This is a genomic window from Pseudomonas fluorescens, from assembly GCF_005938625.1.
In the GTDB taxonomy this organism is placed as follows: Bacteria; Pseudomonadota; Gammaproteobacteria; order Pseudomonadales; family Pseudomonadaceae; genus Aquipseudomonas; species Aquipseudomonas fluorescens_BD.
In genome coordinates, this window is sequence record NZ_VCNJ01000040.1 from 32,198 (window position 1) to 54,967 (window position 22,770).

Genomic DNA, 22,770 nt, shown 5'->3' on the forward strand with positions numbered 1-22,770 from the left:
TCACTCCCTGGACACTTTCACGTCGTTGGGGGAAAAGCCCGGATGGTTCATCGCGTTGCTTTGAGTCACCTGAGTTACCCGTGTGGCATCGGCAAATTGCTTGTAGGCCACAACCAGCGCCGGCAGGCTTTCCTGGAACGATTTGGTGACCTGGCGCACACCGGATGACGCCACTGCCTTGAGATGCGCCAGCAGCGCTTCCTTGACATCGTTGATTGCCTGGTGGTGCTGGGGATCGGCCTTGTCCAGCATCGGATCAATGGCCACCCCGACCGCCTTCTGCAGCGCTTTCATTTCATCGGTCACCGGTACTTCCGGACGGGTCACGGGTTGATCCGCCTGATGCGCCACCGAAGGTGTCGACGACAGTTTCACTGCCGGGGTCGCCACTGGCATCGACGCCACCCACTGCGCCACTTTGACCAGCATTGTGTCCTGCACCAGATCGGCCATGGCTTGCGCCGCGGCGTTGGTGTCCTTGCCGGTGGTGATCTTCGGCGCATCAGCCTTGCGGATGGCTTCGAGTTGCTGGGAGACGTCGGCAATCACGCCACGGTAGCCCTCCTTCGCAAACTCCTTGAGCTCCTTGATATCGCCGAGCAAACCCTTGAATTCCGCTGCCACTTCCTTGGGTAACTCCTTCACTGCCTTGACCAGTTCAGTGATCTGTCTGTACTGCTCGATCAGCGGTTTGAGCTGCTCCTTGATCACCTCATAAACCCCGGTCAGGCTGTTGCGCAGATTGGCGATGCCGATCCGCGCAGCCTTGATCAGCGTCATCGCCTGTTCGAAGCGTGCCACCGCCGAACCCAGCAGTGTGTCTGCCTTGACCAGCAAGACTTTCTGCGTGCTGACGCTGGCAGTCGGGAACGGCAACGGCTGATCGGGATAGAACTTCAGAGTAAAGGTCACCAACCCGCCGTCCTGGCGGGTGTGGGTCATGTCGCATTCACCGACCTTGACTTGCAGGCGTCCGAGCCACGGATGCACCAGTTCACCACTGCCCGCCTCCAATGCCTTGAGCAGCTTGTCGCGCTGCTCCAGGCAATCGGCGCCGATGATGAATGCGGTGACGTCATGAATCCTGGCCTGCTGGCCGAGATCTTCGAAATACGGCAGGTCGCGCTGCGGATACTCGTGCAACTGACCTTTGCGACCGACCGGGGTTTTCGCCTGATCGATCCAGAACCCGACACCACGAAAGGATGCCGGCAACAAACGGTCACGCCAGTTCATTGGAACCTCCTGCCGACAACGAGCGATAGCCAATGCGCGAAGACAGCGCCAGGCCCGGTTGATTGCTTTGCGGTTGATCGGTGCGCAATCCGGCCGGCGCATTTTCGAAGCGCACGGTCAGGCCGCCTTCGAGTTGTGTGCGGTTGTTGATAGCGCTTTGTTGAATCAGCGCGCCAGAACTCTGTGGCAACGAACCACTTTGCAGTGCACCGTTGCCCGCTGCTTGCGGCGTCGCCCCGAAGAACGCCGGCGCCAGCTCCCCTTTGCCTTCGGCATTGGTCTGGCGTTGCGCTTCGGTGAACGTTTCAACTTTGCCGGTGACCTTGGCGATCAGTCCGGCAAAGCCACCGTCGAACAACTCCTTGATCGGCGCAATGACGGTTTGCAGCTTTTGCCACAACTCGCCGAACCACTCGGTGATCGGCCCCCAGTTCTTGATGATCTGCCCCAACGGCGTCCATTCGAACATGTTGTGCAGAAACTCCAGCACCGGCGCGGCCAACGCTTGCACCACGCGCCACAGCGCCGAAAACACTTCGCTGATCGGTTGCCAGTACATCGCGATCTGTTCCAGCGGCGACCATTCGAACAAGCTCTGGAAGAAACTTTTGATCTGCTGCGCCGACACTTGCAACGCTGCCCAGATCGGTTCGAAGAAGGTCACGATGCTGCCCCAGTTGTTGACGATCATGCCCAGCGGGGAGTAATCGAACAACGTGCCGAAGAAGTCCTTGATGGCTTGTGCCGCCGGTTGCAGCGCCGTCCAGATCGAGGCAAAGAACCCGGTGATCGCCCCCCAGTTGTTGATGATCATCCCCAGCGGTGTCCAGTCGAATAGACCTTTGAGGAACGCCATCACCGGCACACTCAAGGCCTTGAGCAAGTCCCAGATCGCCGAAAACAGACCAGTCAGCGGCGTCCAGTTTTCCAGGATCATGCCGGCGGGCGTCCACGAGAACACCGACTTGAAGAAGTCGATCACTGGCGCGGTGACCGCTTTGACCTTGTCCCAGATCCCGGAGAAGAATCCCGCGATCGGTGACCACAGCGCCGCCAGTGAATCCAGCGGTCGCCAATCGAGGATCGAGCGCAACGTCGCCATCGCACTCACCCCGATGTTTTTCACGCCCTCCCACATGCCCTTGAAAAAGGCACTGATCGGCGTCCAGTTGGCATAAATCAAACCGGCCGCCACCGCGATGCCCATGGCGATCAACATGATCGGGTTGGTCTTGAGCACCATGCTCATCACGTCCATCACCTGGGTCATACCGGTGACGGCAGTTTGCATCGCCGAGAAGGCAATCGCCCCCGCCGCCAGGCCCTCGACCAGTTTCGGGTTGTCGGCAAGCAGGCTGCCGACCTGCGTCAGCATCGGTTCCAGCCCGACCACCAACGCCCCCACCGCCGGCACCAGTGCCGCGTCCACGGCTGCGGAAACCTTTTCCATCGACGCACTGAACACGTTCATGTTCTGCGCTGCGACTTTCGGTGTGGCGGGCAGGTCGACGGTTTTTGCAGCGTCGCCCACTTCGGTCAATTTGCCCTGAAATGCTGCTGCCGACTTGATGCCATCCACAAACGGCGTGATCACGCTGCCGCCCTTGAACAGCCCGCTGATGTCCAGTTTGTCGAGGCCGACCTGCTCGAGATTTTTCTTGAAACTGCCGACCTTGGCCTGAAGGGCGCCGAGCTTGGGCGATAGCTCATCGATGCCCGTGATCAGCACCGGAGTTTTTACTTTCTTTTCTTCGTCTGCCATCACTGCACCTGCTGCATCGCATTGATCCGTTGCGCGTGCTCCAGCGATTCGCGGAGCACATCCAGTGGCCTGGCCATCATCTGTTCGGGGTCAACCTTCCAGAACCAGGCCAGGTCATAGGCGACGGCAATCAGGTCGGTGATGGCGCCGACGCCGCACTCATGAAAAAACTCGCAACGGCCCAGCTCAGCGCGTTGAGGTCAGCCAGATCCAACTGGTTGACCGACGACGGTGGAATACCGGCGCACACGGCGATGTATTTGGCCGCCACATCCATGTCGAGGCTGACTTCTTCGCTCTTGTCGATCTTGTACGGCAGCGCCTTGATCGCTCGCACTTCCTGCACCGTCGGGCGGCGCAGGACGAGTTCGGTCAGGGGCTCGCCGTGAGCTTCGATCGCAACCTGAAGCTTCACGGCGCCGCTCATTGCCAGGTCCCCTTGATGCCTTCGAATTTCAGTTCGATGGTGGCGTCATCGCCCTTGGAGACTGGCTCTTCGACCAGATACGCACCGGCCAGTACGTAGACTTTGCCGTTGCTGAATTCGCAGGTGACGGTGATGTCGGTGCCTTCGATCAGCTTTTTCAGCGGGAAGTCGGCGGTGTGCAGCGCGGTCACTTTGAACGACGGCGCGATGTCGGTTTCCTTGTAGAAGCCGGGTACGACGGTTTCGCGTTTGACCGCCATCAGCGGGGCTTCGCAGCCGCCATTGATGGTCAGTTGTGCGCCGTCGACTTTGACGTAGCAGGTGCCTGCAATCAGTTGACCCATGGTGTTACTCCCTTGCATAAAAAAGCCCACGCGAGGTGGGCTGATAACTTGCCGTCAAACGCGCGGATCAAGCCGCGTCGTCGTACTGCAGACGGAATTGGTTGAGCAGTGCGAACACGCGCAGACCGTTGATGTAATCCGGCGGGAACAGCACGTTCACGCGGCTAGGATCCTGCACGTCGCGTTCGACGATCAGGTGTTCGGCGAACAGCTCGGCGTTCTCGACGTGGCCTTCCAGTTCGAGCTTGGCGTACTGGGCGATCAGCTCACCGCGAATGGTCGCCGGGGTGACGATTGGCTGGCCAGCGCCGAAACGGGTACCGTCGGAGGCCAGTTTGTGGCGACCGTATTTGCTGGTGATCACGCTTTGCAGACGGCGCACGATGAACGCCGACTGGTGCATTGTTTCGCTGTCCAGGTAGGAGTTGTCGGCCTGACCGTAAGCGTTTTTCTGGTAAGTGGTGATCGAGCGCTGGATGCGCACGTAGCCGCCTTCGTAGTACGCGGTGGCGATGCCGTAGTTGAGCAGCGACTGACGCTCGGTCAGGGTGAAGCGTTCACTGGCCGGCGCCGGATCAACGCCCGGCAGGCTGCCGCTCTGGGTTGGACGGCTGGCGTCGGCGGAGATAAACACCGCGGTGCGTGCAGCCAGTGCAGCGGCTTGTACCCAGAACGGTTGCGGAACGCCCGGCTCCAACGCCTGAATTGTCATGTGCTGATCGTTACGTGCCTGGCCGGCTGCAACCAGCGTACCGACGGTGCCGCGTTTGGCGCTGTAGACGTGACCGAACAGTTGCTTGGCCCACGACCAGCGACCGGTGCTGTCATCCATGACCGCTTGCCAAGTGTTGAGGGTCGACAGATCGGACCATGGCAGTGCGATGAACTCGAACGGCTCGTCACCCAGCGCGGCAATCGCCGCCACCTGATCCGGCACACCGGCACCGCCGGTCATGGCGGTGATCGCAGTGGTCAGGCCGGCCGGGGTGTCTTCGCCGTTGCTCTTGCCCAAGCGATTGAATTGCAGGCTGATGTCGTTACCGCTGTCGCCGGTCCATTTGGCGCTCAGGGTGACCACACCTTCGGCAGCGGCAGCGCTGACCGGCAGATCGGCGGTGGCGTTGATTTTCTGCGCCAGGGCGGTGGCCGCCTGAGCAGCGGTGGCACCGTTGACCACGGTGGCTTGCACACGCACGCCGCCGACATACAGATTCAACACGCCAGCCTGAGTGGCGGCGCCAGTCAGGGTCAGCACGCCTTTGGCGATCGCGCCTTCGGCGTTGTGCAGCGGCAGGCACCAGATCTCACCGATCGGGTCAGCCTTGCGGAAGGTCTCGTACATCGAGGCGAGCATCGAGCCCTGGCCGCCGATGCTCTTGGCCAGCGCAACGCTGGAGACCAAAACCAGTTTGCCGACTTCGGTCGGGGCAATGTTGTCGTTGACCTGAGCGACGATCAAACGACGCAGGGTCGAACTCGCGCTATTGGCGGCCGAGTTGTCCATTTCGGCATAGAACAGCGGTACACGAATGTCCGCAGGGATGTTGCTGAATCCGATCGCCATTATTTGGCTCCCTTTTGTTTGGCTGGTGCGGTTTTGAGGGTGATATCGCCGTCGGCCAGACGTCGGCGCCACCAGGCGCTGTCCAGCACTTCACGGCCTTCCAGCGGCAGCAGATCGCCCGCCTCCGGGTCAGGTACAACGCGGCCTTCGGCCGGCAGTACGGTGATGCGATTGCTCATGGGGTTACGTCTCCAGAGAAAGTCATTTCCACGCGCCCATCGGGGCCCGGGCGTTTCAGGTTGGGGTCGGCCGGGTCGATCGCATCGACCCGCACGGTGGCCCCGGTAAAGGACGACAAACCGTCCAGTTCGCGTTCGTGCCAACTCTCCGCAGGCTGACTCGGCAGATTGCGGCCAAGCTGGAACTCGGCAAAAAAGCGCAGCCGGTAGAAGGCGCGGCTGCTGTTGATCGAGACCAGCTCGCCGCCGTCGTAAACGATGGCGCTGTAGTCTTTGTCGGGCTTGAACCCCACCACCGCGCGCCACAGTTCGGCGCGCAGGTCGTGCAACAGATCCAGCGCTTTTGTAGCGTCGCTGGCGTCAAGCACCAGGACGATTTCGAAGCGGTCGCGGATCGGTTGGGTGGTGAGGTTTTGGCTGGTGCTGTTGCTGGCCAGATCGGCGATTGGCAGCACATGCGCCGAAGGTGTTGGCAGATCCGGGTTGCCTTGCAGCAACGCCAGATCGACACCCACCGAAATGTGATTGGCCAGGCTTGGGCATTGCCCACGCAATTGCGTGAGGATCGGGGTGATCTTCATGGGGGGTGTTCCAGAATTGAAATGAGTTGCAGAAAACACCGCGAATCCCCTGTAGGAGTGAGCCTGCTCGCGATGGCGGTGCCACATTCAAAATCAATGTGCCTGACACACCGCTATCGCGAGCAGGCTCACTCCTACAGGGGACTCGTGGGCTGAGAGATCAGTCTTTGGCTTCGGCTTTGGGGTCCAGGCACGATGCATCGATCAGACAGCGATAGCTGTTCTCGCGATTGCCGCTGGCCGTGACCTTGTCGATCGACCAGCGTCCGCGCATGAAATCCGGCCAGGTATCATCGAGCAGCACCAGGCCTTCAGCGGCCAGTCGCGGATCGCCCGGGCAGGTGATCTTCACCTTGAACTTTTGCCGGAGCATCTTGCGCACTTCACCCTCGCCGACGGCAATGGCGTCGGCTTCATTGGGTTGCTTCTGGCGGATGGTCTTGAACGGCGCAAGTCCCGTTTCGACCCAATGCAAAACGCCTGTAACCGCATCGACAAAACAGGTCTTGCAGCCCTTGGCCTGTTCGCGGGCGGCCTCTTCCAGCGTGGCGCTGATGAAGGCGTGATCGCCGGGACGATTGTTGTGGGTGACCGACAATGTCACATCCTGCAGTTTCTGCCCCGAGATTGATTTGATCTGCCCGGGCCGCGCCAGCACATACGCATCGCCATAAGGTTTGGCGACCAGGTTGTACTTTTTTGCCAGCCGCGTCAGAAAGCCCATATCGGTTTCATTGGATTGGTCGACGTGGGCGATCTTGATCATCGAAACGTCCGCCGCGACACGCGATGAAAATCCGTGCTGCGACACCAGTTTGCTAAACAGTTGACCGAGCGTCGTCGGTCCATGACTGGCGGTGCGGCGCTGCTTGAAACCGGTCTCGTCATCCTTGCTGAAAGGCGCTGCAGTGGCCACCAGGGTCAGGCGAAACGGAAACAGCGTCGGTGTCAGGCGAGTGACTTTGAACTGGCCCTTGTCGACCATCTCTTCCATTTCCAGGTAACCCACCAGCAGGCCGATTTTCCCGCCGAGGTTCGGCAGCCCTTCGAGGCCTTCCAGATCAATGGTCAGGGTCAGTTGATCCGACTCGATACCGGCGGCATCAATGTGTTCCCAACTGATCAGACGCTGGTTGAGCAGATCGGCGTTTGCGCCATAGATCTGAACGACCGGGGTAAAACCCAGTGCCATACAACCTCCTTAATCCCAGGCCGTAAGCGCTTTGATCGCGGCGGGTTTGCTGTCGAGCTCAGGCAGCACGATCCAGATGCCTGCAGGCAGGACCGGACCGTGCTCGGCCAGAGTCGGGTTGAGTTTCCACAGGGCTTCTTCAGCGGCATCATCGCTGCGCCCGGTTTCGCGGTAGAGCAGCAGATTCACCGAATCACCGGCCACGCTTCGAACCTTACGCATTGTTGAACTCCGCCAATTCAATGACCCAGTCGACCACCATCGCCGTGCCGTCATCGATGATCTGGCTTTGGGTTTCCTGAACGTTGTTGATCCGCCACAGACCCCAGTTGCGACCGATGCCATCGATCAGCGGCAGCGGTATACGCAGCGCCTGCAAGTCGCGCAATTCATCGAGCCGATCCATGGCCACGGCGTACATCGACTTGCCGGTGATGGTCAGGGTTTCCGGTTTTTGGCCGGTCTGGCTGGATTTCGGTTTGCTGGTGAGGATCTGTATTTCGGTCCAGCCGCCATCGGACTTGCGCAGCAACTGGTGGTACGCAAAGTTGCGCGACAGGCCGAAGATGAAACTGCCCAATGCCATTTGTTGTTTCATCAGGCGACTCCATCGGTGAGGGCTGCGTCACGGCGGGTGCCGAGAGGGTTGGTATTCATCGAGGAAATGAACTGCGTGTTGAAATGGTTTTGCATGACTTGCGAGATCACCGCGCCGACTTTTTCCGAGCTGGCTATTTCGCTGCCGCTGATCTGAATCGACGGTGCATAGGTGATCTGCTGGTTTTGCGTCTGAGCGTTGCTCAGGTCCTTGGCCACTTGCGCGGGAGGCGCGAGTTTGTCCTCGGCAGGCTTGCCCCATTGTTCACCGACGTAAGAACCGAGCATTGCGCCCAGAGTCCCACCGATGAATGTCCCGATACCGGGCGCAATGAAAGTACCGATTGTGGCGCCAATGGCAGTGCCGGCGAGCTCGCCGGCGGCACCTTTGACCGCTTGGTCATCGCCTTCGCGCCAACCTTTCAGTCCGGTATAGGCCGCGTGCGCAATGGCCAGCGGCGCTCCCAGTTTTACCGCCGGCAGCGCTTGGGCGATTTTGGGCATGACCTTGGCGCCGACGCTTTCGACCAAGGGCATAAGCTTGGCAGCAGGCCCTTTGAGTCGCGATGTCATCTCGCTGTTGCCCAGGCGATCGGCGAACAGTTTGAAGCCCATTTTGATGTCATCGAACAGAGGCGCGACCTTAGCCGTGATCCCCCCTAAACGACTGCCCCCACTGGCGCGCGGAACTGTCGTGCGCGCCGCTGTTCTGGCCTGCGGGCGTCGACCCGATCGACGACCCGATCGTTTGTTTTTTCGCCCGCCATCAGAGACATCGTCACCGACGATGGCATCAGCAAGATCGGGGGGGAGTCGCGTCGTCGCCAGACGTAACAGCTTCGCGGAAACGGTGTCGAGGACTGAGGCAACGCCGGTTTTCAGCGCCCCTCCCACAAAAGGAAGAGCAGCGGCACCAAGCAGAACCAATCCTGCAGTAAGCGCCGGGAAAGCCTCCGCCGCAGTACTCACGCCATTGGCCAGCGCGGTGAGCACCACTGCCGCACCATCGGCCAACGGCGCCAATGCCGTGCCGAATGCGGTGGTCAGCCGGGTCAGACTCGCATCGAGCGCATTCCAACGCCCTTGCGACGTATTGCCAAATGCCTCGGCGGATTTCGCGGCTGCCCCCGAATCGGCGCCAAGTTCCGACGTCGCGTACTTACCCTTGTCGGCTACCTGCGAGAAGGCGTTTTTTACATCATCGGGCTTCTTCAGCAGTTCAAGAATCCTGACGTCGTTTTCGCCAAACAGCGTCTTCGTCAGTGCTGCCCGTTCTTGCAGCGGTTGTTTATTGAGTGCAGCAAGCACCGAGTTGATGGCAGCGGGAGCGTCCTTGCGCATCTCTCCTGCCAACGATTCGGGATTCAACCCTAACTGGCTCAGAGCCGTACGCTGCTCCGTCGAAGTCTCTGTGCCCTTGGCCAGCACCGAAGTGATGCCCTTCAGCGCGGCGCTGGCGCCCTCCTTGTCCGCGCCGCTGTTAAGCAGCGCAGCCGCAAACGCGGCCACCTGTTCCGGGGTCATGCCGGCAGTGATTGCAGTCTCGCCGGAGCGTTGCACGACCGAACCGATGTCGGCGGCCTTGGCATCCAGGCCACTGTTGCCGAGATAGCTCGTCGCATCGGCCAGATCCTGGCTCTGATAGCGATCCAGCTTCAGCGACGAACGCCAGGCCGCCAACATCTCGCCAGCCGTTTTGACGTCCATGCTGAACGCCGATGCGTTGATCGCGGCATCACGGGAGAACCATTTCAGCTCGTTCGCCCGTTGGTCACCCTTGGCTCCATCGGCAATACCGGATCGTGCTCCGGCGACTTGAACTTGCAATAGGTCAGCGTTGGTTGCACCACTGGCCGCCACCTGTTTCTCGCTGGCCAGTTCCAGAGTGTTCTGTGAATGCGTTTGCAGCTGGTCGTTGCTCATCTTGAGCAACTGATTGAGTTCAACCAACGCAGTCTCGTTGGCCATCGCCGGCTGCATCAGCTTCGGCGGCGGACGCTGCTCGATCTCGGCCTTGAGTTTGGACTTCGGCTCAGCGCTTGCAGCAGGGGCTGTCGCGCCAGCCTTGAACAACGACTGCTGGCTGACCAGTAGCTCCCGCAGCTTGACCTGCTCCTGAGTCAGCAAACGAATATCCACGCTTGCCAACGCCAACGTGACGTTCAAATCCTGCAGCGGTTTGCCGAGGTTGTCGGGCAGCGTAAATCCGCCCGTTGTATTGCCGCCCTCACCGGCGTACGTGAGCGCATATTTGCTCTCTGCCATGCCGCTCTACTCCTGTTTTACGCCAAGGCGAGTGATCGCTATGTCGTAGCGGCGCAACGCCTTTTCGGCGTCCCATTCCAGAATCTCCGCTTCACTTACCGGGTAAATGAGCGGGACGATATCGAGGATTACTTCGATGTCGCGTTCCGAAAGTAGGCCGCCGGCTGGTTTAAAAAATCGTCGATGCGCACCTGCAATTGCGTCCAGTCCGGGACGGTCATCAGGGCCAGATCGGGGATCATCAGGCCGGTGCAATGGGCGGTGATGAACTCGGCGCGTTCCTTGGCCGTTTTCAGTTTCTTCATCACTTTGGTGGCGCGCAGCACCGGCATTTCCAGGCTCAGCGAGGTCACGGTGCGGCCAGTCACGGCGAGCGGTTGCAGCAGCTGGATCTGGTCGGGATCGGCGGATCTCTCCGCGTCTTCGACCTGGTCGAGAAAGTACGACGCAGGGCGTGTCGACATCTCGTGCACGTACTGGGCGATGCTCACGTAGTCCGGGCGCTTGAGCTGGTCGAGTTCCTTGACCGACAGGCCAGTGGCGAGCAACGCCAGTTCGAAGAACTGATCGTCTTCATCATCGCCGGCGCGTTCCAGCGCTTCTTTTTGCGCGGCGTAGAACAGTGGCTTGAGCTGGATTGTCTCGATCTGCGAACCGTCGTCGCCGGTGATCGGCGACAACAGGTCATGCTGGGGTGGCATCCACGACATGTATGAATTCCTTGGTGATTCTTGGGGGTTACTCAATTTCTGCCAGTCACACTGGCCCACTGTGGGAGCGAGCTTGCTCGCGAAAGCGGTGGTTCAGTCACATTGATGTTGCATGTGCCAAAGGCTTCGCGAGCAAGCTCGCTCCCACAGGGTTTTGTGATTGCCTGTAAGCCGTGAGTTACGGCATCAGCACCGCACGCCGCGCATCACCGAGGATGTCGACGCCGTTGAGCACGAACTTCTGGGTGCGCACATCGATGTCGATCACCGGTACGCCGTTTTCCAGGCGGTTGTAGGTACGGCAGGACAGCTCGAGATTGGTCTTGGGCTTTTCACCCATTTTCATCGCGGTTTCCTCGAGGGATTTCAGCTTGCCGCCGACGGTGTGGTAAGTGAACCAGGTGTTGCCGTCCTGATCCTGACCGGCTTCACGCACGTTCAGCAGAATGTCGTCGCCCAGCTTCACACCCAGTGCCAGCATGACTTCGGCGCCGAGACCTTGCAGGGTCAGCTTGGCGTTCAGCGCTTTGCCGCCCTTGGCCATTTCTTCGACGATGAAGCGGCCGCCACGCATCTCTTCCACGTCGAATTCGATCTTCGGCGGGGTGAATTCTTCAACGGTCGCCGACAACGGCAGGCCTTGCAGGGTGGCCGCGATGGCCTGTCTTACGCGGTTGGTAAACATTAGAGAACGTCCTCCAGGAACTGCTCGATGATTTCATCGCGGGCGTTGAGTTGATAAACCATGTGTTCGTTCGGCGCGTAGCGGCCGTAGTCGATGACCACGTACCAGGTGCCGTTCTTGTACTTCTCGACGCTGTTGAGTTCCGGGTGCAGATAGACGCTGCCACCAGGAATGGTTTCGTCGGCGACCAGGGTTTGCAGCCAGTCGTTGATGCGCTTGACCTCTTGATCCATGAAGGATTTGGTCAGGTTCTTGGCCATGGCTTTCTGGCCCGCCTTGACCAGCTTGCGGCTGATCGCATCTTCGAGGCCGACGTAGCTGATGAACTTGCCGGTGATCGAGCGGTTACCCAGCAACGAGAAGCCGCCGAGCACGGTGCGGGCGTAATAGCTGACGCCGTAACGGTTGAGCAGATCGCCCTCAGTGGAGGTGTCGAGGATGTTGTATTCGACGACGCGGGACACGTCCTCGGCGTAGGTCACCTGGTTGCCCGGGCTCTCCCACTGCTTGACCTTGGCCAGCGCGGCAATCGCCAGACTCGACGGCGACAGGAAGACGTTTTTCTTCGCCGCTTTCGAATACACGGCAGGCATGTTGTGCACCACCAGGCAGCGGTCGAAACCGAGGTCGGCACCGCCGAGTTCCTGGCTGTACAGCACTTGATCGGCGACCGAAGCGTCCTTGCCGTCCAGCACCACACGGGCCTTGATGCGCTTGCCGAACGAGGCGAACTCGCTGGCTACTGCTTTAGTGCCGGTGAAGCCCGGCGCACCGATGATGGTCAGGTCTTCCGGAACGCTGCCCAGCGCAGCTAGACCGAGCTTGCGGCCGGTCAGTGGATCGACGCCGCCGATCACTGCGTTAACGGTGTCGGCCGGGGTCGCGCCCGCTTCGACGATCACTACGTAGACCGGCACCTTGACCACTTTGAGGATCTGGTAGACGGCATGGTACAGAGTGCCCTCTTCCGAACCGGTCGGATCGAGCAGCGCGTGGGTGGTGAAGCTGTTGATGCGGAACGGTGCGTTGCGCGGAATCAGCGGATCGGCTTTCGGCGCAGTGCCGACCAGACCGATGACGTTGTCACCCAGGCCACCCATGGCCTCGGGGGATTCGGTGGCATTGACGGTAATGCCGTTGTGCTCGAAGTTCAAAACCTCAGCCATGTTCAGTCAGCCTTCTTGGCAGCGGCCTTTTTGGCCTGGGTGGTAGGTGTTTTCAGTTCCAGTCGACCGGCGAAGTGCAAGGCACTGGCTTCGACATCGAGCAGATCAAGGTCTTGACCGATGCTCGACCAATGCCCACCGCCGGTGGGGAATGGGACGAGCACGGTGTAGGTTTGGCGGGTTGCCATTTTTCGTTTCTCCATAAACGGGAAAGCCCCTCTTTGGGAGGGGCTTGGCGGGTGTTGAGTTTTTTGAGCGGATAAGAAAACGCCCCGGGGGGGGGGGAGGGGCTCTTATTGAGGTTCTATAGGATCAAGCGGAGCGGAATCAGGCCAACCGTCCAACAGCATATCTTCGTGGAATTCACCGGCCTTGATCGCGCGCAAAAGTGTCAACTCGCGATCAAAACAAGCTTGAACGTGAGCCCGAACAGCCTTGGCGATGGTAATGATTTGCCCCGACCCGATCTCGACAAAACCAGTCACCGTTTTGAAGTTGCAGCGGTAATCGGGATCGAGGACGGCGGACAATCCGGTACTGGCAATCAGCGCCTGGCTGTCTCGGGTGGTCTCGATTTGCAAACCTTCAACGCTTACGCCAGTTGCCTCGCGCCTGTAGCGCTCGACGGCGACAAGTTGCGGATAGTTTGGCAAGACTTCGGCGATTGGCTCCTTGACTACCTCTCCGTCAACCAACCGCCAAACCCCATCTGATTCTAATACCGTGCGACGAAACAGCTCTGCAGTGATCGCGACAGCCCCACTGGGAATATCTGCGTGAAGGGCTGAGTCATAGCGTCCTGTCAAAATGCCTGTGTTATCAAATACTGCATATTTAGTCATAACCACTACCACCCCACAGCAATGACAGTTGTAGGGGCAACCGCACCAAAAGCCCCCGACAAACCAAGGTTTTGAAGCGTTGCGCCGTTTTTATCGCGGGCCACTACCGCTAAGCTGTTGTAACCCGGCGAGCTATTCATACAGTTCGTTGCAATAGCGCACGCCGCCATGGTGGTTGGAAAAGTCATTGGCCACACAAACCTGGTAGTGCCGAGCGAAGTCGTCGGCATGACAACATCGAGCCATTGGATGACAAAGCCGCCCAGCCACGAAGGAAACACTATGTAGCCGCCGGTTGCCCCCTTGAGGATCTGAAAACCCCAGCGGAGCTTTTTCGGGGTCACGATCGTGGCGTCATTCGCACCACCATCTGTCAGCGCCTGCGTAGCGACATTGGCAGTTCCAAGTTTGATTTCGGTCGCTTGTTGAGCGAATACCGAAAGTGCGGCGATATCGATGCTTCCCTGATTGATCGGCGCGTTCCAGGCTTTGATGCACCACATGACGGCGAGGTTGCGCGGGCGAGTGCCGACCAGTGTTCCTCGAGTGTATTGGGCCTCATCTGCCTGAAAGAGTGCGGAGGGGGGAACTCCGGTCGATATACCTGCGCCGATGTAAGCTGCAGACCCCGCAAGATCCCCACCGACGAACGCATGACTGTTTCCCGAACCGTCAGCATTGACCTTCCACGCGGCACTTACAGATTGAACGCCAAGCCCGTCCTGAGTAACGGCGTCGACTCCCATCAGCGTGGCTTTCTGCCAACTGCCTAGAGAGCGACCTGCATCCACGCCTCGACCATGATCCCATCCACGCAGGAACTCACCACGCGATTCCGGCAAGCGGAAATTGCCTGCGCCCTCATTACCTTTGTTGTAAGTGGTGCCGAGGTAAGCGGCCAGGTCAGGATAGGTCGCAATGCTCTGAACACTGCCATCCAGTTCCAGATAACCGGGAGCGACGATACCCGTCGGGAACGCCAGAACAGCACCAACCGGAACAGCAGACTTGAGCCGTTCGACTTCCTTGGCCAGTGCGGCGACATCGATGGTCCCCTGATTGACCGGGGCGTTCCAGGCTTTGATGCACCACATGACGGCGATGTTGCGGGGGCGAGTTTCATTTCCACCGGTGTAGGTAGTAGACCAATTGGGAGTACCACCTGCAGATAGAATGATTCCGTATGAGCCGCCTGATGCTGTAATGGATGTCGGTGCCGAGAAGACGTGGGTATGAGACTTGAGTTCATCTGCCTGGTAGCTACCAATTCCTCGTCCAGCATCCACCCCGCGCCCATGATCCCAACCCCGCAAAAACTCCCCACGCGCCTCCGGCAAACGGAAGTTCCCAGCGCCCTCATCACCCTTGTTGAACTTGCCGCCCAGATAAGCGCTCAAGTCCGGGTACGTCGCACTGCTCTTGACGCTGTTATCCAGCTCCAGAAACCCCGGCGGTGGTGCATCAACCGGGAACGCAACAATCGACCCCACCGGCAACGCCGAAGCCTTGGCAATCAGCGCTTCGACTTCAGCCTTGGTGTAAGAGTCCTTGATCCCAAACCCAGCCAGCGTCTCGGGGTTTGCCCCGGCAGTCGCACGGCCATATTCATCAACCGTCAGACTCTTGTAAGTCCCGGCAGCAATCCCGGTGCGCCCGGCCAGCATCTTGAACGTCAACGCGGTCGTGCCGAGGGTGATCGGTGCATTGGTGGTCAGGTGCCACAACGAATCTCCATTCGCCGTGCCCTCCTCGACCATGACCGTCAGACCCGGCGTAACCTTGGCGTTACTGTTGGCATCGGTCGCCCGTACCCAGTCGCCATTGGCGACGATCCACAGGCCGTTGTCCTTGGCCAGCGTCTGGTTCGCAACAAGCACGCGGTCGCCAGCAATCACTGCAACACCGTCGATTTGCTGCGCACCGTTCAACACGATGTTGGTGGATGCCGCAACACGCACCGATTGCTTGCCATCGAGTTTGCCGAGTTCTTCGGCCAGATAACTCATGACCCAGGCACGGGTGGCTTTGACCACGGTGTCGTCGATCAACAACGTCACCAGCGACGCATTACTCGTCTCGAAAATCGAGCGAATGTAGAACTCTTTGCCCGAACCCGAGGTGGCCAGCACCGGTTTGAACGACTCCGGATATTTGACGATGGCGTAAAGAATCCCGGTGTCAGTCCACAACCCCGCTTCCCGCACATACCAGCCGCCAACATCCGGCGGAATGGTCACTTCGGCGAGCAGCCAGCTCGGATTTTTCTCGTCCTGGAACAGCGCATTGAGCGGTCCGCGCCAGACTTCGCGCTTCAGCGCAGTGGCGGTCGCGGCCGGGTTGTAGACCGTGCCGCCGCCGTCACCGACGGAAATCTGCGTCAACTTGATCGGCGTGCCCGCGGCCTTGCACGCCGTTTCGTAGGCAATCCCTGCGTTGGTGAGCAGGGTGTAATAGTCAGCCATTCAGGCCCCCTGGGGATAAATAGTGGATGTTTCGACGGTGTACATGCCGGCAGCCACGAACGCCTCTCCCGAGGTTTCGAGCCCTTCGATGAACACCGGATAAACCGTGGTCAGTTCGCCGCAGAACGTCGCGGCGCCGATGACGTGATTGCCGAAAGCGCTCAAGCCAACGGAGACCGTCAGCACATCGCGCTCGCTCTTGGCATCAGCCAGACGTCGATCGAGACGGGCGTCGATTTCTTCGCTATAGGGTTGGTCGCTGAAGGCGCGTACGGAAAAGCTGTACGGCGCGCCGGGCGGTGTCTGCTCGTACCAGGCGCGGATCTCGGGTCTTAACTGCAAACCCTTGGCGGCGTTTTCCAGCGCCTTGCGAGTGCCGGCCTGGCGCGCGGTGGGCCAAGCGAGCTCGACGGTCAGGCGCTTTTCTGCCTCCGGTGCGGTGGTGCTCCATTCAGCAACACCGCGATCAGCTGCCAGATACGGCAGAAAAGCGACCGGGGTTTCTGCGGGGTTCATCAGTTCGGGAAATGGCGGCGCGATGCGATCAAGCAGTGCGCCGAAGCCCAGATCCAGGCCGCGTTCGAGGGCCGAACTGTTCGCCGGCAACAACGTCGGGCGCTGAGTTTTTTCACTCATAGCATCAGCACCTCAACCTCGACCGCCGTGCAGTACGGCGCTTGAAACGCTGAGGTCACGATCGGCGCCAACGGTTCTAGAATCTGCAATTGCACGGCGCCGGCGCTGTGCAGCGTGTAGTCGATCCAGCTCGGATCGACCCGGCCTTCGAGGCGATGGCAACTGTCGGCGTAGGCCTGCAATTGTTGTTGCGCAGCGACTTTGGTCAGGCCCGAGTCGGGGCCGGAATTGATCTTGGCGACGACGCGAATCTTGTAGCGCTGAATGTCGGCAGCCTTGACGGTGACGAGGTCGGTTTCCGGTCGTACATCAGGCCGTGCGAAGTGCTGACGAACGCCTTCAAGCAGCGACGCGGAAGGCGTGCCATCGCCGTCGCGGGACAGGACAGTGACCTGCACTTCGCCCGGCGCGGTGCGTCGAGCATTGCCATCCTTGACCTGCGCGGCGAGGCCGTCCGGATTGAAGGTGTAGGTGACATTCACCACACCTGCCTCGGTGGATTCGACCTGCACTGTCGGACGCTCGCCGAGGGTGAAGACTTCGCGGCGATACTGCATCCGCGAACCTGCTGCCGGCGCATGCGGCGCCAGGTAATAACGCAAACGCGCGTCGTCGTCGCTTTCATAAATCGCCGGCACCGGTGGAAATGCTGCCGAATCACCTGGATCAAGTAACTGCCGCTCAAGGCCCATGTCCGCCAGCCGCGCATCGAGATTGCTGCCCGTCGCCCACCACGCCAGCATCTGTTTGATGCGAGCGTTGTATTTGCGCTCGTGGGTTTGCAGCCGCACACAGAAAGCTTCAAGCGCCAATGTCAGCAGTTCGCTTTCGTTCTCGAGACTGGTCCTGAGTTTCGCAGCACTGTCCGGCGAACGTGCCCCGACGTATTCGACGACGAAAGTCTTGAACTCAGCGAGCAAGTCTTCGAAGGCTTCAACGGTGATCAGCGCGGGTTCGGCCAATTGGTTCTGGCCGGGGATCAACATGCTCATGTCACGACCTCGAAGGTTTGTTGACGGTTTTTCCAGGTGCCGGCGAAACGCAGCAGCAGGCCGGCGCCCTGACGGCTGGCGACGATCACTTGCGGTTGAAAATCGCTGATGCCGTTTTCGGCGTTGTAGAACGCTTGCGCCGCGTGGCTCTGGGCCAACAGCAGAACGTCATCACCGAGGTTTTTCCCCAGTAGCGAGGGGATCAGTGATCCGTACAAAGGCCGTTTTTGCCGGGTGCCCAGCGGCGTGGTCAGGGCCCGGGTCGCGCGCTGCACAAACTGCAGCCAGTCGTCGACCGTGGCCCCGCTGTCTCTATCGATTCCGATCATGGGAAGCTCTTGATTCAGGGGCTGATGACGCGGCCCTGGTGATCGACCAATGGGCCGCTGAAGTGCACGCCCGAGGTGTCGATAGTCAGGCCGACGGCACCGAGTTGCAGGATGATCATTTGTGGAGTCATCGCTAATCGGGCCGGGCCGATGCTCAGTTCCAGCGAGTCGCGAGAACCGCTGAAGGCTGCCGGGCCGTTTTGCCAGTGCAGGGTGTGCGAAGCATCGTCGTAACCACTTTCGCTGCCGTCCTGATGCACTCGACGGGTCAGCGTCGGCACCGTGGAGGCTGGCGGAAAGCGATCGCTGTTCAAGCCGAACAACGCCACGCTTTGTGCGCCGCTTTCGCCGCTGCCGTAGTTGAACAGCAGACACTGCTCACCCACTGTTGGAATCCGCGACTCACTTTGCGCCCCGGCACTGGGGTTGAAAAACTTGATGGCCGGCGTGAGCAAGCCACCGTGACTGACCTGACAGCTGTTGCTCGCGGCGTCGACTGTCTGGCAAATGCCGATGCGGCAAAAGCTTTCCGCGCGGCGGTGCAGGTCTTCGATTTCCGCTTCCATCTCGGCCAGGCGCTCGATGATCGGGCCGAGTTGCATGCGCAATAGTGCATCAAACATCTCAGGCCTCCAGCGCGGTGTATTGGTCGGGATCGTCGATATTGCTGACTTCCCAGGTGCGGGCGAATTTCGGCGTACCGAGTGGATCGTCGAGCAAGGTCGGGCCGAGGTAGAGGGTTTGGTTGAACGTCAGCGTCCAGGTTTTGTATTGCTGATCGGCGCGAATGAGTAATGACGGCAAGCCATCAATGTTCATTGGCAGATCGCATTGATCGCCGGGCAAGCTCCAACCGTTGTCGGTGATCAGATTTTTCAGCACAGCGATCAGATCGCATGCTGCAAATGCGCTGGCAGAAAGGGCCGGGATGACTTGCAGGGATACCGTCATGACATGCGCAATTCGCCCGTCAGCGCCACGTACTCCCGCCCCATTCCGGTCGAAGTTGATCAACACCCAAGCCTGATCGCCCGGGGCAATGAAATCATCGTGATTGCCGACATTGAGGTTGAGACCGGCAGCGTTGCGCAGTGTCGTCGCGATGGCCGTGAACAGTTGCGACGGCTGCTGGATCGGTGTGGGCATACATGACCTCCTTTTCGATCGTCCACGCGCAGCCCTGCCGCCAAAATGGCGGCACGGAGAATTAATACGGTTAAGGTTGGTCGCGGGGCGGGACTTCGCAGACGCCGATGCGCTTGGCGGCCCAGCGTTCATACAGACCGATGGCGACGTCGGCGCCGGCCATCGCTGTCAGGCAACCGAACGCGCCAGCGGCCCAGATCGACATGCCGGCGGCATACAGCAGCATGATCGCCGACACACCGCAGATCATGCAGGCACCGGAGCGCAGGGCCAGACGGCGCAGCAGCGGCCAGCCACGTGCGCCCTCCTTGTCGGCCCGCCACATTTCGCCGGACACTCCGCCCACTACGGCAAGGAGGATGACCAGCCAGATCGGCATGTCTGCCAACGCTTGTTGCTCGGTTGTCATGTCACGCCTCCTGGTGTGATGGATGAATTGTGTGTGTTGGGTTCAATCGGTTTCTCTTGAGGTAGGCATTCCAAAAAGCCCGGCGCGGGGGCTGAGCTTTTCAGTAATGCACTCCAGACTTGGTTACGGCGGATATGCCGAATCAGAACGGAGCGACTGGCCAATTGATCGTCGGGAATGTGTTTTGCTCGTTAACTTCGCTGACGGCAACGAAGTACTGCTTATAGGCGATCAAAGCCGACTCGTCCGCTGGAGTGGCGATGCCGAGGTCCGACTTGTATTGCAAAGGGTTAAACATCAGCCAGCGCTCGGCTGCATCAAAACGTTGTTGCATGCGACCGGTGGTGATCAGTTGTTGCTCGAGGGGAGTAGCCGCAACATATTCATCTCCAGCAGGGCCCCAGGTGATTTTCATTCCCGACTGAGCAGTGTCGTTACCGGTGATGTCCCGCCATGCGGCATAGGGTTCATTTGCCGGTACAGCCGGAGCGTCTCCCTCGGTGTCGACCACCTGAAGAATCACGGTGTAACCCATTACGGTGGTTGTAAGTGCGTAACGATTCATTCCAATTCCCTTTTTTGATGAGTTCTAAGCGAACGCTGTGTGTTATGTCTGTCAGTACGGCGCGACAGGCCAGACCAGTTAATAAAGATTCATTTCGTGTTGCTGGGTTTGTTGTTAGCGATAAACATCGCGATGAAGTTAGGCAGGCATTCCAAAAAGGCCGGCACCAGTGCCGGGCTTTTCAGTAATGCGCTCCTTCGCCTTCCTTCAAATCCTGTGTTCAAGAAGGAAGCTGACTTTTCGGCGCTACTGGCGCGGTACGAGTCCATTCAAACTGTTTTTCCGACCGCGGTCCCTGCCCGCCGGATAACTGCTTCTGGTGCTTTACGCTGCACACCCGGGTCAGTTGCCAACCCTCTGAACCGTTGAGGCCGGTTCATCGCTGCCTGTTCTTGTGGAACTAAAGAGCTTTCTTGCCAGCCGCTTTGTCGAGCGGCTTGGTGGCAAGGATATGCATGTATGCATATCCAGTCAATGCGTAAATGCATTTATTTATGCATGATAAATGCGCAGATGCATGGGAGCCCCGCCGTTCAAGGGCTGCAGGTTTTTGTGCAGACGAAAAAAAACCCGCAAAGGGCGGGTTCTATCTGAAGGGGTTCAGGCTAGCGGGCGTACATGCCCCACCAGAAGACGTGACCGAGAATGACGATCTGCTCTTCCTGGATTTCCTGGAAGCTGTAGTCCTCGTCCGGGTGTTCATCGCGATTGAAGCTGCGCAGACGAATGCCGGTGGGCAAGCGGTAGAGTTGCTTCACGCGCAACTGGCCATTGTGGTTGATTGCGTAAAGGTCGCCATCAATGATGTCGCCAATGCCGCACTTGCCCGCATTGACGCCGACGGTGGCGCCATCGCGTAACACCGGCAACATGCTGTTGCCGCGCACTGTCACGCATTTGGCCTGGTCGAACTGCACACCATTATGGCGCAGGCTGCGCTTGCCGAAGCGCAGGCTAGAGCGTTCGCTCTCTTCGATGACGAATCTTCCTGATCCAGCAGCCAATTCAACCTCGCGAAGGAACGGCACCGATACTTCGTCATCATCGACAGGCGTATCGTCGTCCCACAGCATTATGTCCTTGAGTTCCGCGTGTACGTCATCACGCGCGGCACCGGCCGACGGCACGACATCCGCGCGCCCGCGCAATTGATCGGTGCTCACGGCGAAGTACTCGGCGATCTTCGAGATGTGTTTATCCGAGGGATCGACGATCTTCCCGCTGAGAATTCGCGAGAGAGTTGATTGAGGCACGCCGGTGCGACGGTGGAGCTCCGTGGGGGAGATCCCGTGCTGGTCGAGCAGTGCTCTTAAGACGGAGGCTACGTTGCGTTTTTGCATAACGCGCATAGTGCTTGAAGTTATTCGTTAAGACAAATGCTGATTTGCATAATTAACGCATAAAAATGAATTCAGCTGCAAAATGATATTGCCGAGCCATCATTCTGCATTGAATAACGGTCCAGCGCCAACGTGTGGTCAGCCTTTGACGCGACGCGCAGCAGCATTGGCTTTTTTAAGTCGATCAGTTCTGGCCTTCCTGTCGTAATCGTCCTTGGCGCCCATGATTCCCCCGGCAGCGTGCACCCAGTCGGTGGCGGTACAGCCAGAGATCAGCACAGCAGAAGTAAAGACTGAAGCAATGATAAGGATGTTTTTCATATTCGATTTCCCGGTGTCACTGATGAACACGTTGAATTGCAGGGTTGAAGAAAGAACACACCCCGCGAATCTTTGGCGGTGATTGGCTCTTTACTCATCCATAAGCTTTTGCAGTTTTGTCTGAGCCCGTTCGAGCCTCGCTTCCTGTTTCTTGATCACTTTCACATCACCGTACTGACGCGCGGCCTCCAGATAGTTCTGTCTGCGTCGCACTTCGGCTTCGGCCTTCTGGATGGCGCTTGAACGGTCATCTTGCGCGGAGGGTTCTTGGCAATAACGCTCGACATTGGCAAGTGCCTGCTCTAGACCGGACTTGCGATAAACATTGTCCGTCGCCTCAGCGCGCTCAATCTGGAACACAAGTTCGGCACGGCGCTGCGCGCAACTTTCACGGGCACCAGCCCATGAACTATCTATGATCAAAACGCTACCAATCAGCAGAGACAGATTGCAAAACAGACTCGGTCTCATGAGAAAAATCCCAGATAATTTTTTTCTCCAGCGCGGCTACGGAAGTTGCTCACCCGAGACCATGCATTACGACAACCTAACGTTTCCTGTACGCCAGAAAGTGCCGCCATCATCATGTCGCGACAGCGAGCTCTACACGTTGGAAAATGCTCCACCATCCACGCTACTGGTACGTAAACATGATCGAAACACAGCAGAACAGGAGTGCGATCACACAATGTGGAAATACTCACATCCTTTTCTTTTCCAGCAATAACCGCCGGCACAAACACAATACCTTCCCGGCTTATTGCAATTGATCGCTTCCAGGCGGGAGACTTGGCCCCATGAGAACTGCGCACGCAAAACCAGAGCATTTATAACGTTCCTCAACAGCCTAAACATCATCATGTTATTCAAGGCAACTAAACAGCCGCACTGCGCTGACTCTCCGGCAGTCGCAGGGGCTGTTGGCTTGACTTGGATCACATTAACAACGAACGGCCGTTGAGGCCTTACTGGCGTCTTACTCAGTCTTACTTAGTCGCCGGAGGCCTTGCACCCGGGGGG

At 59.0% G+C, this 22,770-nt stretch carries 28 protein-coding genes; all 28 read right to left on the minus strand.

The window, feature by feature from the left end:
* The 28 genes from FGA82_RS22390 to FGA82_RS22530 all read right to left on the minus strand — a co-directional run bounded on the left by FGA82_RS22390 (nt 1) and on the right by FGA82_RS22530 (nt 22,577).
* Nucleotides 1-1,236 carry a DNA circularization protein gene (locus FGA82_RS22390; RefSeq protein WP_141128796.1) on the minus strand — a complete coding sequence of 412 codons (1,236 nt, stop codon included), beginning with the start codon at nt 1,234-1,236 and terminating at the stop codon, nt 1-3.
* Nucleotides 1,223-2,998, minus strand: a complete 1,776-nt coding sequence (locus tag FGA82_RS22395; RefSeq protein WP_141128797.1) for a phage tail protein — start codon at nt 2,996-2,998, stop codon at nt 1,223-1,225. The genes FGA82_RS22390 and FGA82_RS22395 overlap by 14 nt, the downstream gene beginning before the upstream one ends.
* A 130-nt stretch (nt 2,999-3,128) precedes the next feature.
* Nucleotides 3,129-3,425: a phage tail assembly protein gene (locus FGA82_RS22400; RefSeq protein WP_007908778.1), complete on the minus strand. Its 297-nt coding sequence runs from the start codon at nt 3,423-3,425 to the stop codon at nt 3,129-3,131.
* Nucleotides 3,422-3,769, minus strand: coding sequence for a phage tail tube protein (locus tag FGA82_RS22405; RefSeq protein WP_007908779.1), 348 nt, complete (start codon nt 3,767-3,769; stop codon nt 3,422-3,424). The genes FGA82_RS22400 and FGA82_RS22405 overlap by 4 nt, the downstream gene beginning before the upstream one ends.
* Nucleotides 3,770-3,836: 67 nt before the next feature.
* Nucleotides 3,837-5,333 carry a phage tail sheath subtilisin-like domain-containing protein gene (locus FGA82_RS22410; RefSeq protein WP_141128798.1) on the minus strand — a complete coding sequence of 499 codons (1,497 nt, stop codon included), beginning with the start codon at nt 5,331-5,333 and terminating at the stop codon, nt 3,837-3,839.
* Entirely contained in the window at nt 5,333-5,512 is a 180-nt protein-coding gene (locus FGA82_RS22415) for a DUF2635 domain-containing protein (protein WP_007908782.1), read from the minus strand. The genes FGA82_RS22410 and FGA82_RS22415 overlap by 1 nt, the downstream gene beginning before the upstream one ends.
* The gene (locus FGA82_RS22420) at nt 5,509-6,093 is read right to left on the minus strand and encodes a phage tail terminator protein (RefSeq protein ID WP_141128799.1); all 585 of its coding nucleotides are present in this window, start codon (nt 6,091-6,093) and stop codon (nt 5,509-5,511) included. Before FGA82_RS22420 ends, FGA82_RS22415 begins: the two co-directional genes overlap by 4 nt.
* Nucleotides 6,094-6,253: 160 nt before the next feature.
* Nucleotides 6,254-7,285 carry a phage tail protein gene (locus tag FGA82_RS22430; protein WP_108225229.1) on the minus strand — a complete coding sequence of 344 codons (1,032 nt, stop codon included), beginning with the start codon at nt 7,283-7,285 and terminating at the stop codon, nt 6,254-6,256.
* 9 nt (nt 7,286-7,294) lie between these two features.
* Entirely contained in the window at nt 7,295-7,507 is a 213-nt protein-coding gene (locus FGA82_RS22435; protein ID WP_077571347.1) for a tail protein X, read from the minus strand.
* On the minus strand, nt 7,500-7,883 hold the full coding sequence (locus FGA82_RS22440; protein WP_141128800.1) for a phage tail protein: 384 nt from the start codon (nt 7,881-7,883) through the stop codon (nt 7,500-7,502). The genes FGA82_RS22435 and FGA82_RS22440 overlap by 8 nt, the downstream gene beginning before the upstream one ends.
* Nucleotides 7,883-10,147 (minus strand): phage tail tape measure protein, encoded by a 2,265-nt coding sequence (locus tag FGA82_RS22445; protein WP_141128801.1) that lies wholly within the window; start codon nt 10,145-10,147, stop codon nt 7,883-7,885. The genes FGA82_RS22440 and FGA82_RS22445 overlap by 1 nt, the downstream gene beginning before the upstream one ends.
* A 128-nt stretch (nt 10,148-10,275) precedes the next feature.
* Nucleotides 10,276-10,857: a phage tail assembly protein gene (locus FGA82_RS22450; protein ID WP_141128802.1), complete on the minus strand. Its 582-nt coding sequence runs from the start codon at nt 10,855-10,857 to the stop codon at nt 10,276-10,278.
* Nucleotides 10,858-11,035: 178 nt separating this feature from the next.
* The gene (locus tag FGA82_RS22455) at nt 11,036-11,542 is read right to left on the minus strand and encodes a phage major tail tube protein (protein WP_141128803.1); all 507 of its coding nucleotides are present in this window, start codon (nt 11,540-11,542) and stop codon (nt 11,036-11,038) included.
* Complete coding sequence (locus tag FGA82_RS22460; RefSeq protein ID WP_064120771.1) at nt 11,542-12,708, minus strand: hypothetical protein; 1,167 nt, start codon at nt 12,706-12,708, stop codon at nt 11,542-11,544. The genes FGA82_RS22455 and FGA82_RS22460 overlap by 1 nt, the downstream gene beginning before the upstream one ends.
* A 2-nt stretch (nt 12,709-12,710) precedes the next feature.
* Nucleotides 12,711-12,896, minus strand: coding sequence for a hypothetical protein (locus tag FGA82_RS22465; RefSeq protein WP_007908808.1), 186 nt, complete (start codon nt 12,894-12,896; stop codon nt 12,711-12,713).
* 105 nt (nt 12,897-13,001) lie between these two features.
* Nucleotides 13,002-13,550, minus strand: a complete 549-nt coding sequence (locus tag FGA82_RS22470) for a DUF4376 domain-containing protein (protein WP_141128804.1) — start codon at nt 13,548-13,550, stop codon at nt 13,002-13,004.
* Between the two features lie 5 nt (nt 13,551-13,555).
* Nucleotides 13,556-16,012: a phage tail-collar fiber domain-containing protein gene (locus FGA82_RS22475; protein ID WP_249384278.1), complete on the minus strand. Its 2,457-nt coding sequence runs from the start codon at nt 16,010-16,012 to the stop codon at nt 13,556-13,558.
* Complete coding sequence (locus tag FGA82_RS22480) at nt 16,013-16,648, minus strand: phage tail protein I (protein WP_141128805.1); 636 nt, start codon at nt 16,646-16,648, stop codon at nt 16,013-16,015. It lies immediately after the preceding gene.
* The gene (locus tag FGA82_RS22485; protein ID WP_141128806.1) at nt 16,645-17,640 is read right to left on the minus strand and encodes a baseplate J/gp47 family protein; all 996 of its coding nucleotides are present in this window, start codon (nt 17,638-17,640) and stop codon (nt 16,645-16,647) included. Before FGA82_RS22485 ends, FGA82_RS22480 begins: the two co-directional genes overlap by 4 nt.
* On the minus strand, nt 17,637-17,969 hold the full coding sequence (locus FGA82_RS22490; protein ID WP_141128807.1) for a phage baseplate protein: 333 nt from the start codon (nt 17,967-17,969) through the stop codon (nt 17,637-17,639). The genes FGA82_RS22485 and FGA82_RS22490 overlap by 4 nt, the downstream gene beginning before the upstream one ends.
* A gap of 14 nt (nt 17,970-17,983) precedes the next feature.
* The gene (locus tag FGA82_RS22495; RefSeq protein ID WP_141128808.1) at nt 17,984-18,592 is read right to left on the minus strand and encodes a phage baseplate assembly protein V; all 609 of its coding nucleotides are present in this window, start codon (nt 18,590-18,592) and stop codon (nt 17,984-17,986) included.
* A gap of 1 nt (nt 18,593) precedes the next feature.
* The gene (locus FGA82_RS22500) at nt 18,594-19,115 is read right to left on the minus strand and encodes a hypothetical protein (RefSeq protein WP_141128809.1); all 522 of its coding nucleotides are present in this window, start codon (nt 19,113-19,115) and stop codon (nt 18,594-18,596) included.
* Nucleotides 19,116-19,185: 70 nt separating this feature from the next.
* Nucleotides 19,186-19,524 carry a phage holin family protein gene (locus tag FGA82_RS22505; protein ID WP_064393158.1) on the minus strand — a complete coding sequence of 113 codons (339 nt, stop codon included), beginning with the start codon at nt 19,522-19,524 and terminating at the stop codon, nt 19,186-19,188.
* A gap of 142 nt (nt 19,525-19,666) precedes the next feature.
* Nucleotides 19,667-20,089: a tail fiber assembly protein gene (locus tag FGA82_RS22510; protein ID WP_141128810.1), complete on the minus strand. Its 423-nt coding sequence runs from the start codon at nt 20,087-20,089 to the stop codon at nt 19,667-19,669.
* 605 nt (nt 20,090-20,694) lie between these two features.
* Nucleotides 20,695-21,429 carry a LexA family transcriptional regulator gene (locus FGA82_RS22515; protein ID WP_141128811.1) on the minus strand — a complete coding sequence of 245 codons (735 nt, stop codon included), beginning with the start codon at nt 21,427-21,429 and terminating at the stop codon, nt 20,695-20,697.
* 138 nt (nt 21,430-21,567) lie between these two features.
* The gene (locus tag FGA82_RS22520; protein ID WP_141128812.1) at nt 21,568-21,750 is read right to left on the minus strand and encodes a hypothetical protein; all 183 of its coding nucleotides are present in this window, start codon (nt 21,748-21,750) and stop codon (nt 21,568-21,570) included.
* A gap of 90 nt (nt 21,751-21,840) precedes the next feature.
* Complete coding sequence (locus FGA82_RS22525; protein WP_141128813.1) at nt 21,841-22,221, minus strand: DUF1090 domain-containing protein; 381 nt, start codon at nt 22,219-22,221, stop codon at nt 21,841-21,843.
* Nucleotides 22,218-22,577: a hypothetical protein gene (locus FGA82_RS22530; protein ID WP_141128814.1), complete on the minus strand. Its 360-nt coding sequence runs from the start codon at nt 22,575-22,577 to the stop codon at nt 22,218-22,220. Before FGA82_RS22530 ends, FGA82_RS22525 begins: the two co-directional genes overlap by 4 nt.
* Between the last annotated feature and the right edge of the window lie 193 nt (nt 22,578-22,770).

What these genes read in the sequence shown, in the direction of transcription:
- FGA82_RS22485 (WP_141128806.1), bottom strand. Translation starts at nt 17,640, where the DNA reads ATGAGCATGTTGATCCCCGGCCAGAACCAATTGGCCGAACCCGCGCTG.
- FGA82_RS22445 (WP_141128801.1), bottom strand. Translation starts at nt 10,147, where the DNA reads ATGGCAGAGAGCAAATATGCGCTCACGTACGCCGGTGAGGGCGGCAAT.
- FGA82_RS22510 (WP_141128810.1), bottom strand. Translation starts at nt 20,089, where the DNA reads ATGAATCGTTACGCACTTACAACCACCGTAATGGGTTACACCGTGATT.
- FGA82_RS22390 (WP_141128796.1), bottom strand. Translation starts at nt 1,236, where the DNA reads ATGAACTGGCGTGACCGTTTGTTGCCGGCATCCTTTCGTGGTGTCGGG.
- FGA82_RS22470 (WP_141128804.1), bottom strand. Translation starts at nt 13,550, where the DNA reads ATGACTAAATATGCAGTATTTGATAACACAGGCATTTTGACAGGACGC.
- FGA82_RS22525 (WP_141128813.1), bottom strand. Translation starts at nt 22,221, where the DNA reads ATGAGACCGAGTCTGTTTTGCAATCTGTCTCTGCTGATTGGTAGCGTT.
- FGA82_RS22465 (WP_007908808.1), bottom strand. Translation starts at nt 12,896, where the DNA reads ATGGCAACCCGCCAAACCTACACCGTGCTCGTCCCATTCCCCACCGGC.
- FGA82_RS22405 (WP_007908779.1), bottom strand. Translation starts at nt 3,769, where the DNA reads ATGGGTCAACTGATTGCAGGCACCTGCTACGTCAAAGTCGACGGCGCA.
- FGA82_RS22400 (WP_007908778.1), bottom strand. Translation starts at nt 3,425, where the DNA reads ATGAGCGGCGCCGTGAAGCTTCAGGTTGCGATCGAAGCTCACGGCGAG.
- FGA82_RS22455 (WP_141128803.1), bottom strand. Translation starts at nt 11,542, where the DNA reads ATGTTTACCAACCGCGTAAGACAGGCCATCGCGGCCACCCTGCAAGGC.
- FGA82_RS22460 (WP_064120771.1), bottom strand. Translation starts at nt 12,708, where the DNA reads ATGGCTGAGGTTTTGAACTTCGAGCACAACGGCATTACCGTCAATGCC.
- FGA82_RS22475 (WP_249384278.1), bottom strand. Translation starts at nt 16,012, where the DNA reads ATGGCTGACTATTACACCCTGCTCACCAACGCAGGGATTGCCTACGAA.
- FGA82_RS22440 (WP_141128800.1), bottom strand. Translation starts at nt 7,883, where the DNA reads ATGAAACAACAAATGGCATTGGGCAGTTTCATCTTCGGCCTGTCGCGC.
- FGA82_RS22420 (WP_141128799.1), bottom strand. Translation starts at nt 6,093, where the DNA reads ATGAAGATCACCCCGATCCTCACGCAATTGCGTGGGCAATGCCCAAGC.
- FGA82_RS22415 (WP_007908782.1), bottom strand. Translation starts at nt 5,512, where the DNA reads ATGAGCAATCGCATCACCGTACTGCCGGCCGAAGGCCGCGTTGTACCT.
- FGA82_RS22530 (WP_141128814.1), bottom strand. Translation starts at nt 22,577, where the DNA reads ATGCTCTGGTTTTGCGTGCGCAGTTCTCATGGGGCCAAGTCTCCCGCC.
- FGA82_RS22515 (WP_141128811.1), bottom strand. Translation starts at nt 21,429, where the DNA reads ATGCAAAAACGCAACGTAGCCTCCGTCTTAAGAGCACTGCTCGACCAG.
- FGA82_RS22505 (WP_064393158.1), bottom strand. Translation starts at nt 19,524, where the DNA reads ATGACAACCGAGCAACAAGCGTTGGCAGACATGCCGATCTGGCTGGTC.
- FGA82_RS22495 (WP_141128808.1), bottom strand. Translation starts at nt 18,592, where the DNA reads ATGTTTGATGCACTATTGCGCATGCAACTCGGCCCGATCATCGAGCGC.
- FGA82_RS22395 (WP_141128797.1), bottom strand. Translation starts at nt 2,998, where the DNA reads ATGGCAGACGAAGAAAAGAAAGTAAAAACTCCGGTGCTGATCACGGGC.
- FGA82_RS22490 (WP_141128807.1), bottom strand. Translation starts at nt 17,969, where the DNA reads ATGATCGGAATCGATAGAGACAGCGGGGCCACGGTCGACGACTGGCTG.
- FGA82_RS22435 (WP_077571347.1), bottom strand. Translation starts at nt 7,507, where the DNA reads ATGCGTAAGGTTCGAAGCGTGGCCGGTGATTCGGTGAATCTGCTGCTC.
- FGA82_RS22500 (WP_141128809.1), bottom strand. Translation starts at nt 19,115, where the DNA reads ATGCCCACACCGATCCAGCAGCCGTCGCAACTGTTCACGGCCATCGCG.
- FGA82_RS22430 (WP_108225229.1), bottom strand. Translation starts at nt 7,285, where the DNA reads ATGGCACTGGGTTTTACCCCGGTCGTTCAGATCTATGGCGCAAACGCC.
- FGA82_RS22450 (WP_141128802.1), bottom strand. Translation starts at nt 10,857, where the DNA reads ATGTCGTGGATGCCACCCCAGCATGACCTGTTGTCGCCGATCACCGGC.
- FGA82_RS22410 (WP_141128798.1), bottom strand. Translation starts at nt 5,333, where the DNA reads ATGGCGATCGGATTCAGCAACATCCCTGCGGACATTCGTGTACCGCTG.
- FGA82_RS22520 (WP_141128812.1), bottom strand. Translation starts at nt 21,750, where the DNA reads ATGAAAAACATCCTTATCATTGCTTCAGTCTTTACTTCTGCTGTGCTG.
- FGA82_RS22480 (WP_141128805.1), bottom strand. Translation starts at nt 16,648, where the DNA reads ATGAGTGAAAAAACTCAGCGCCCGACGTTGTTGCCGGCGAACAGTTCG.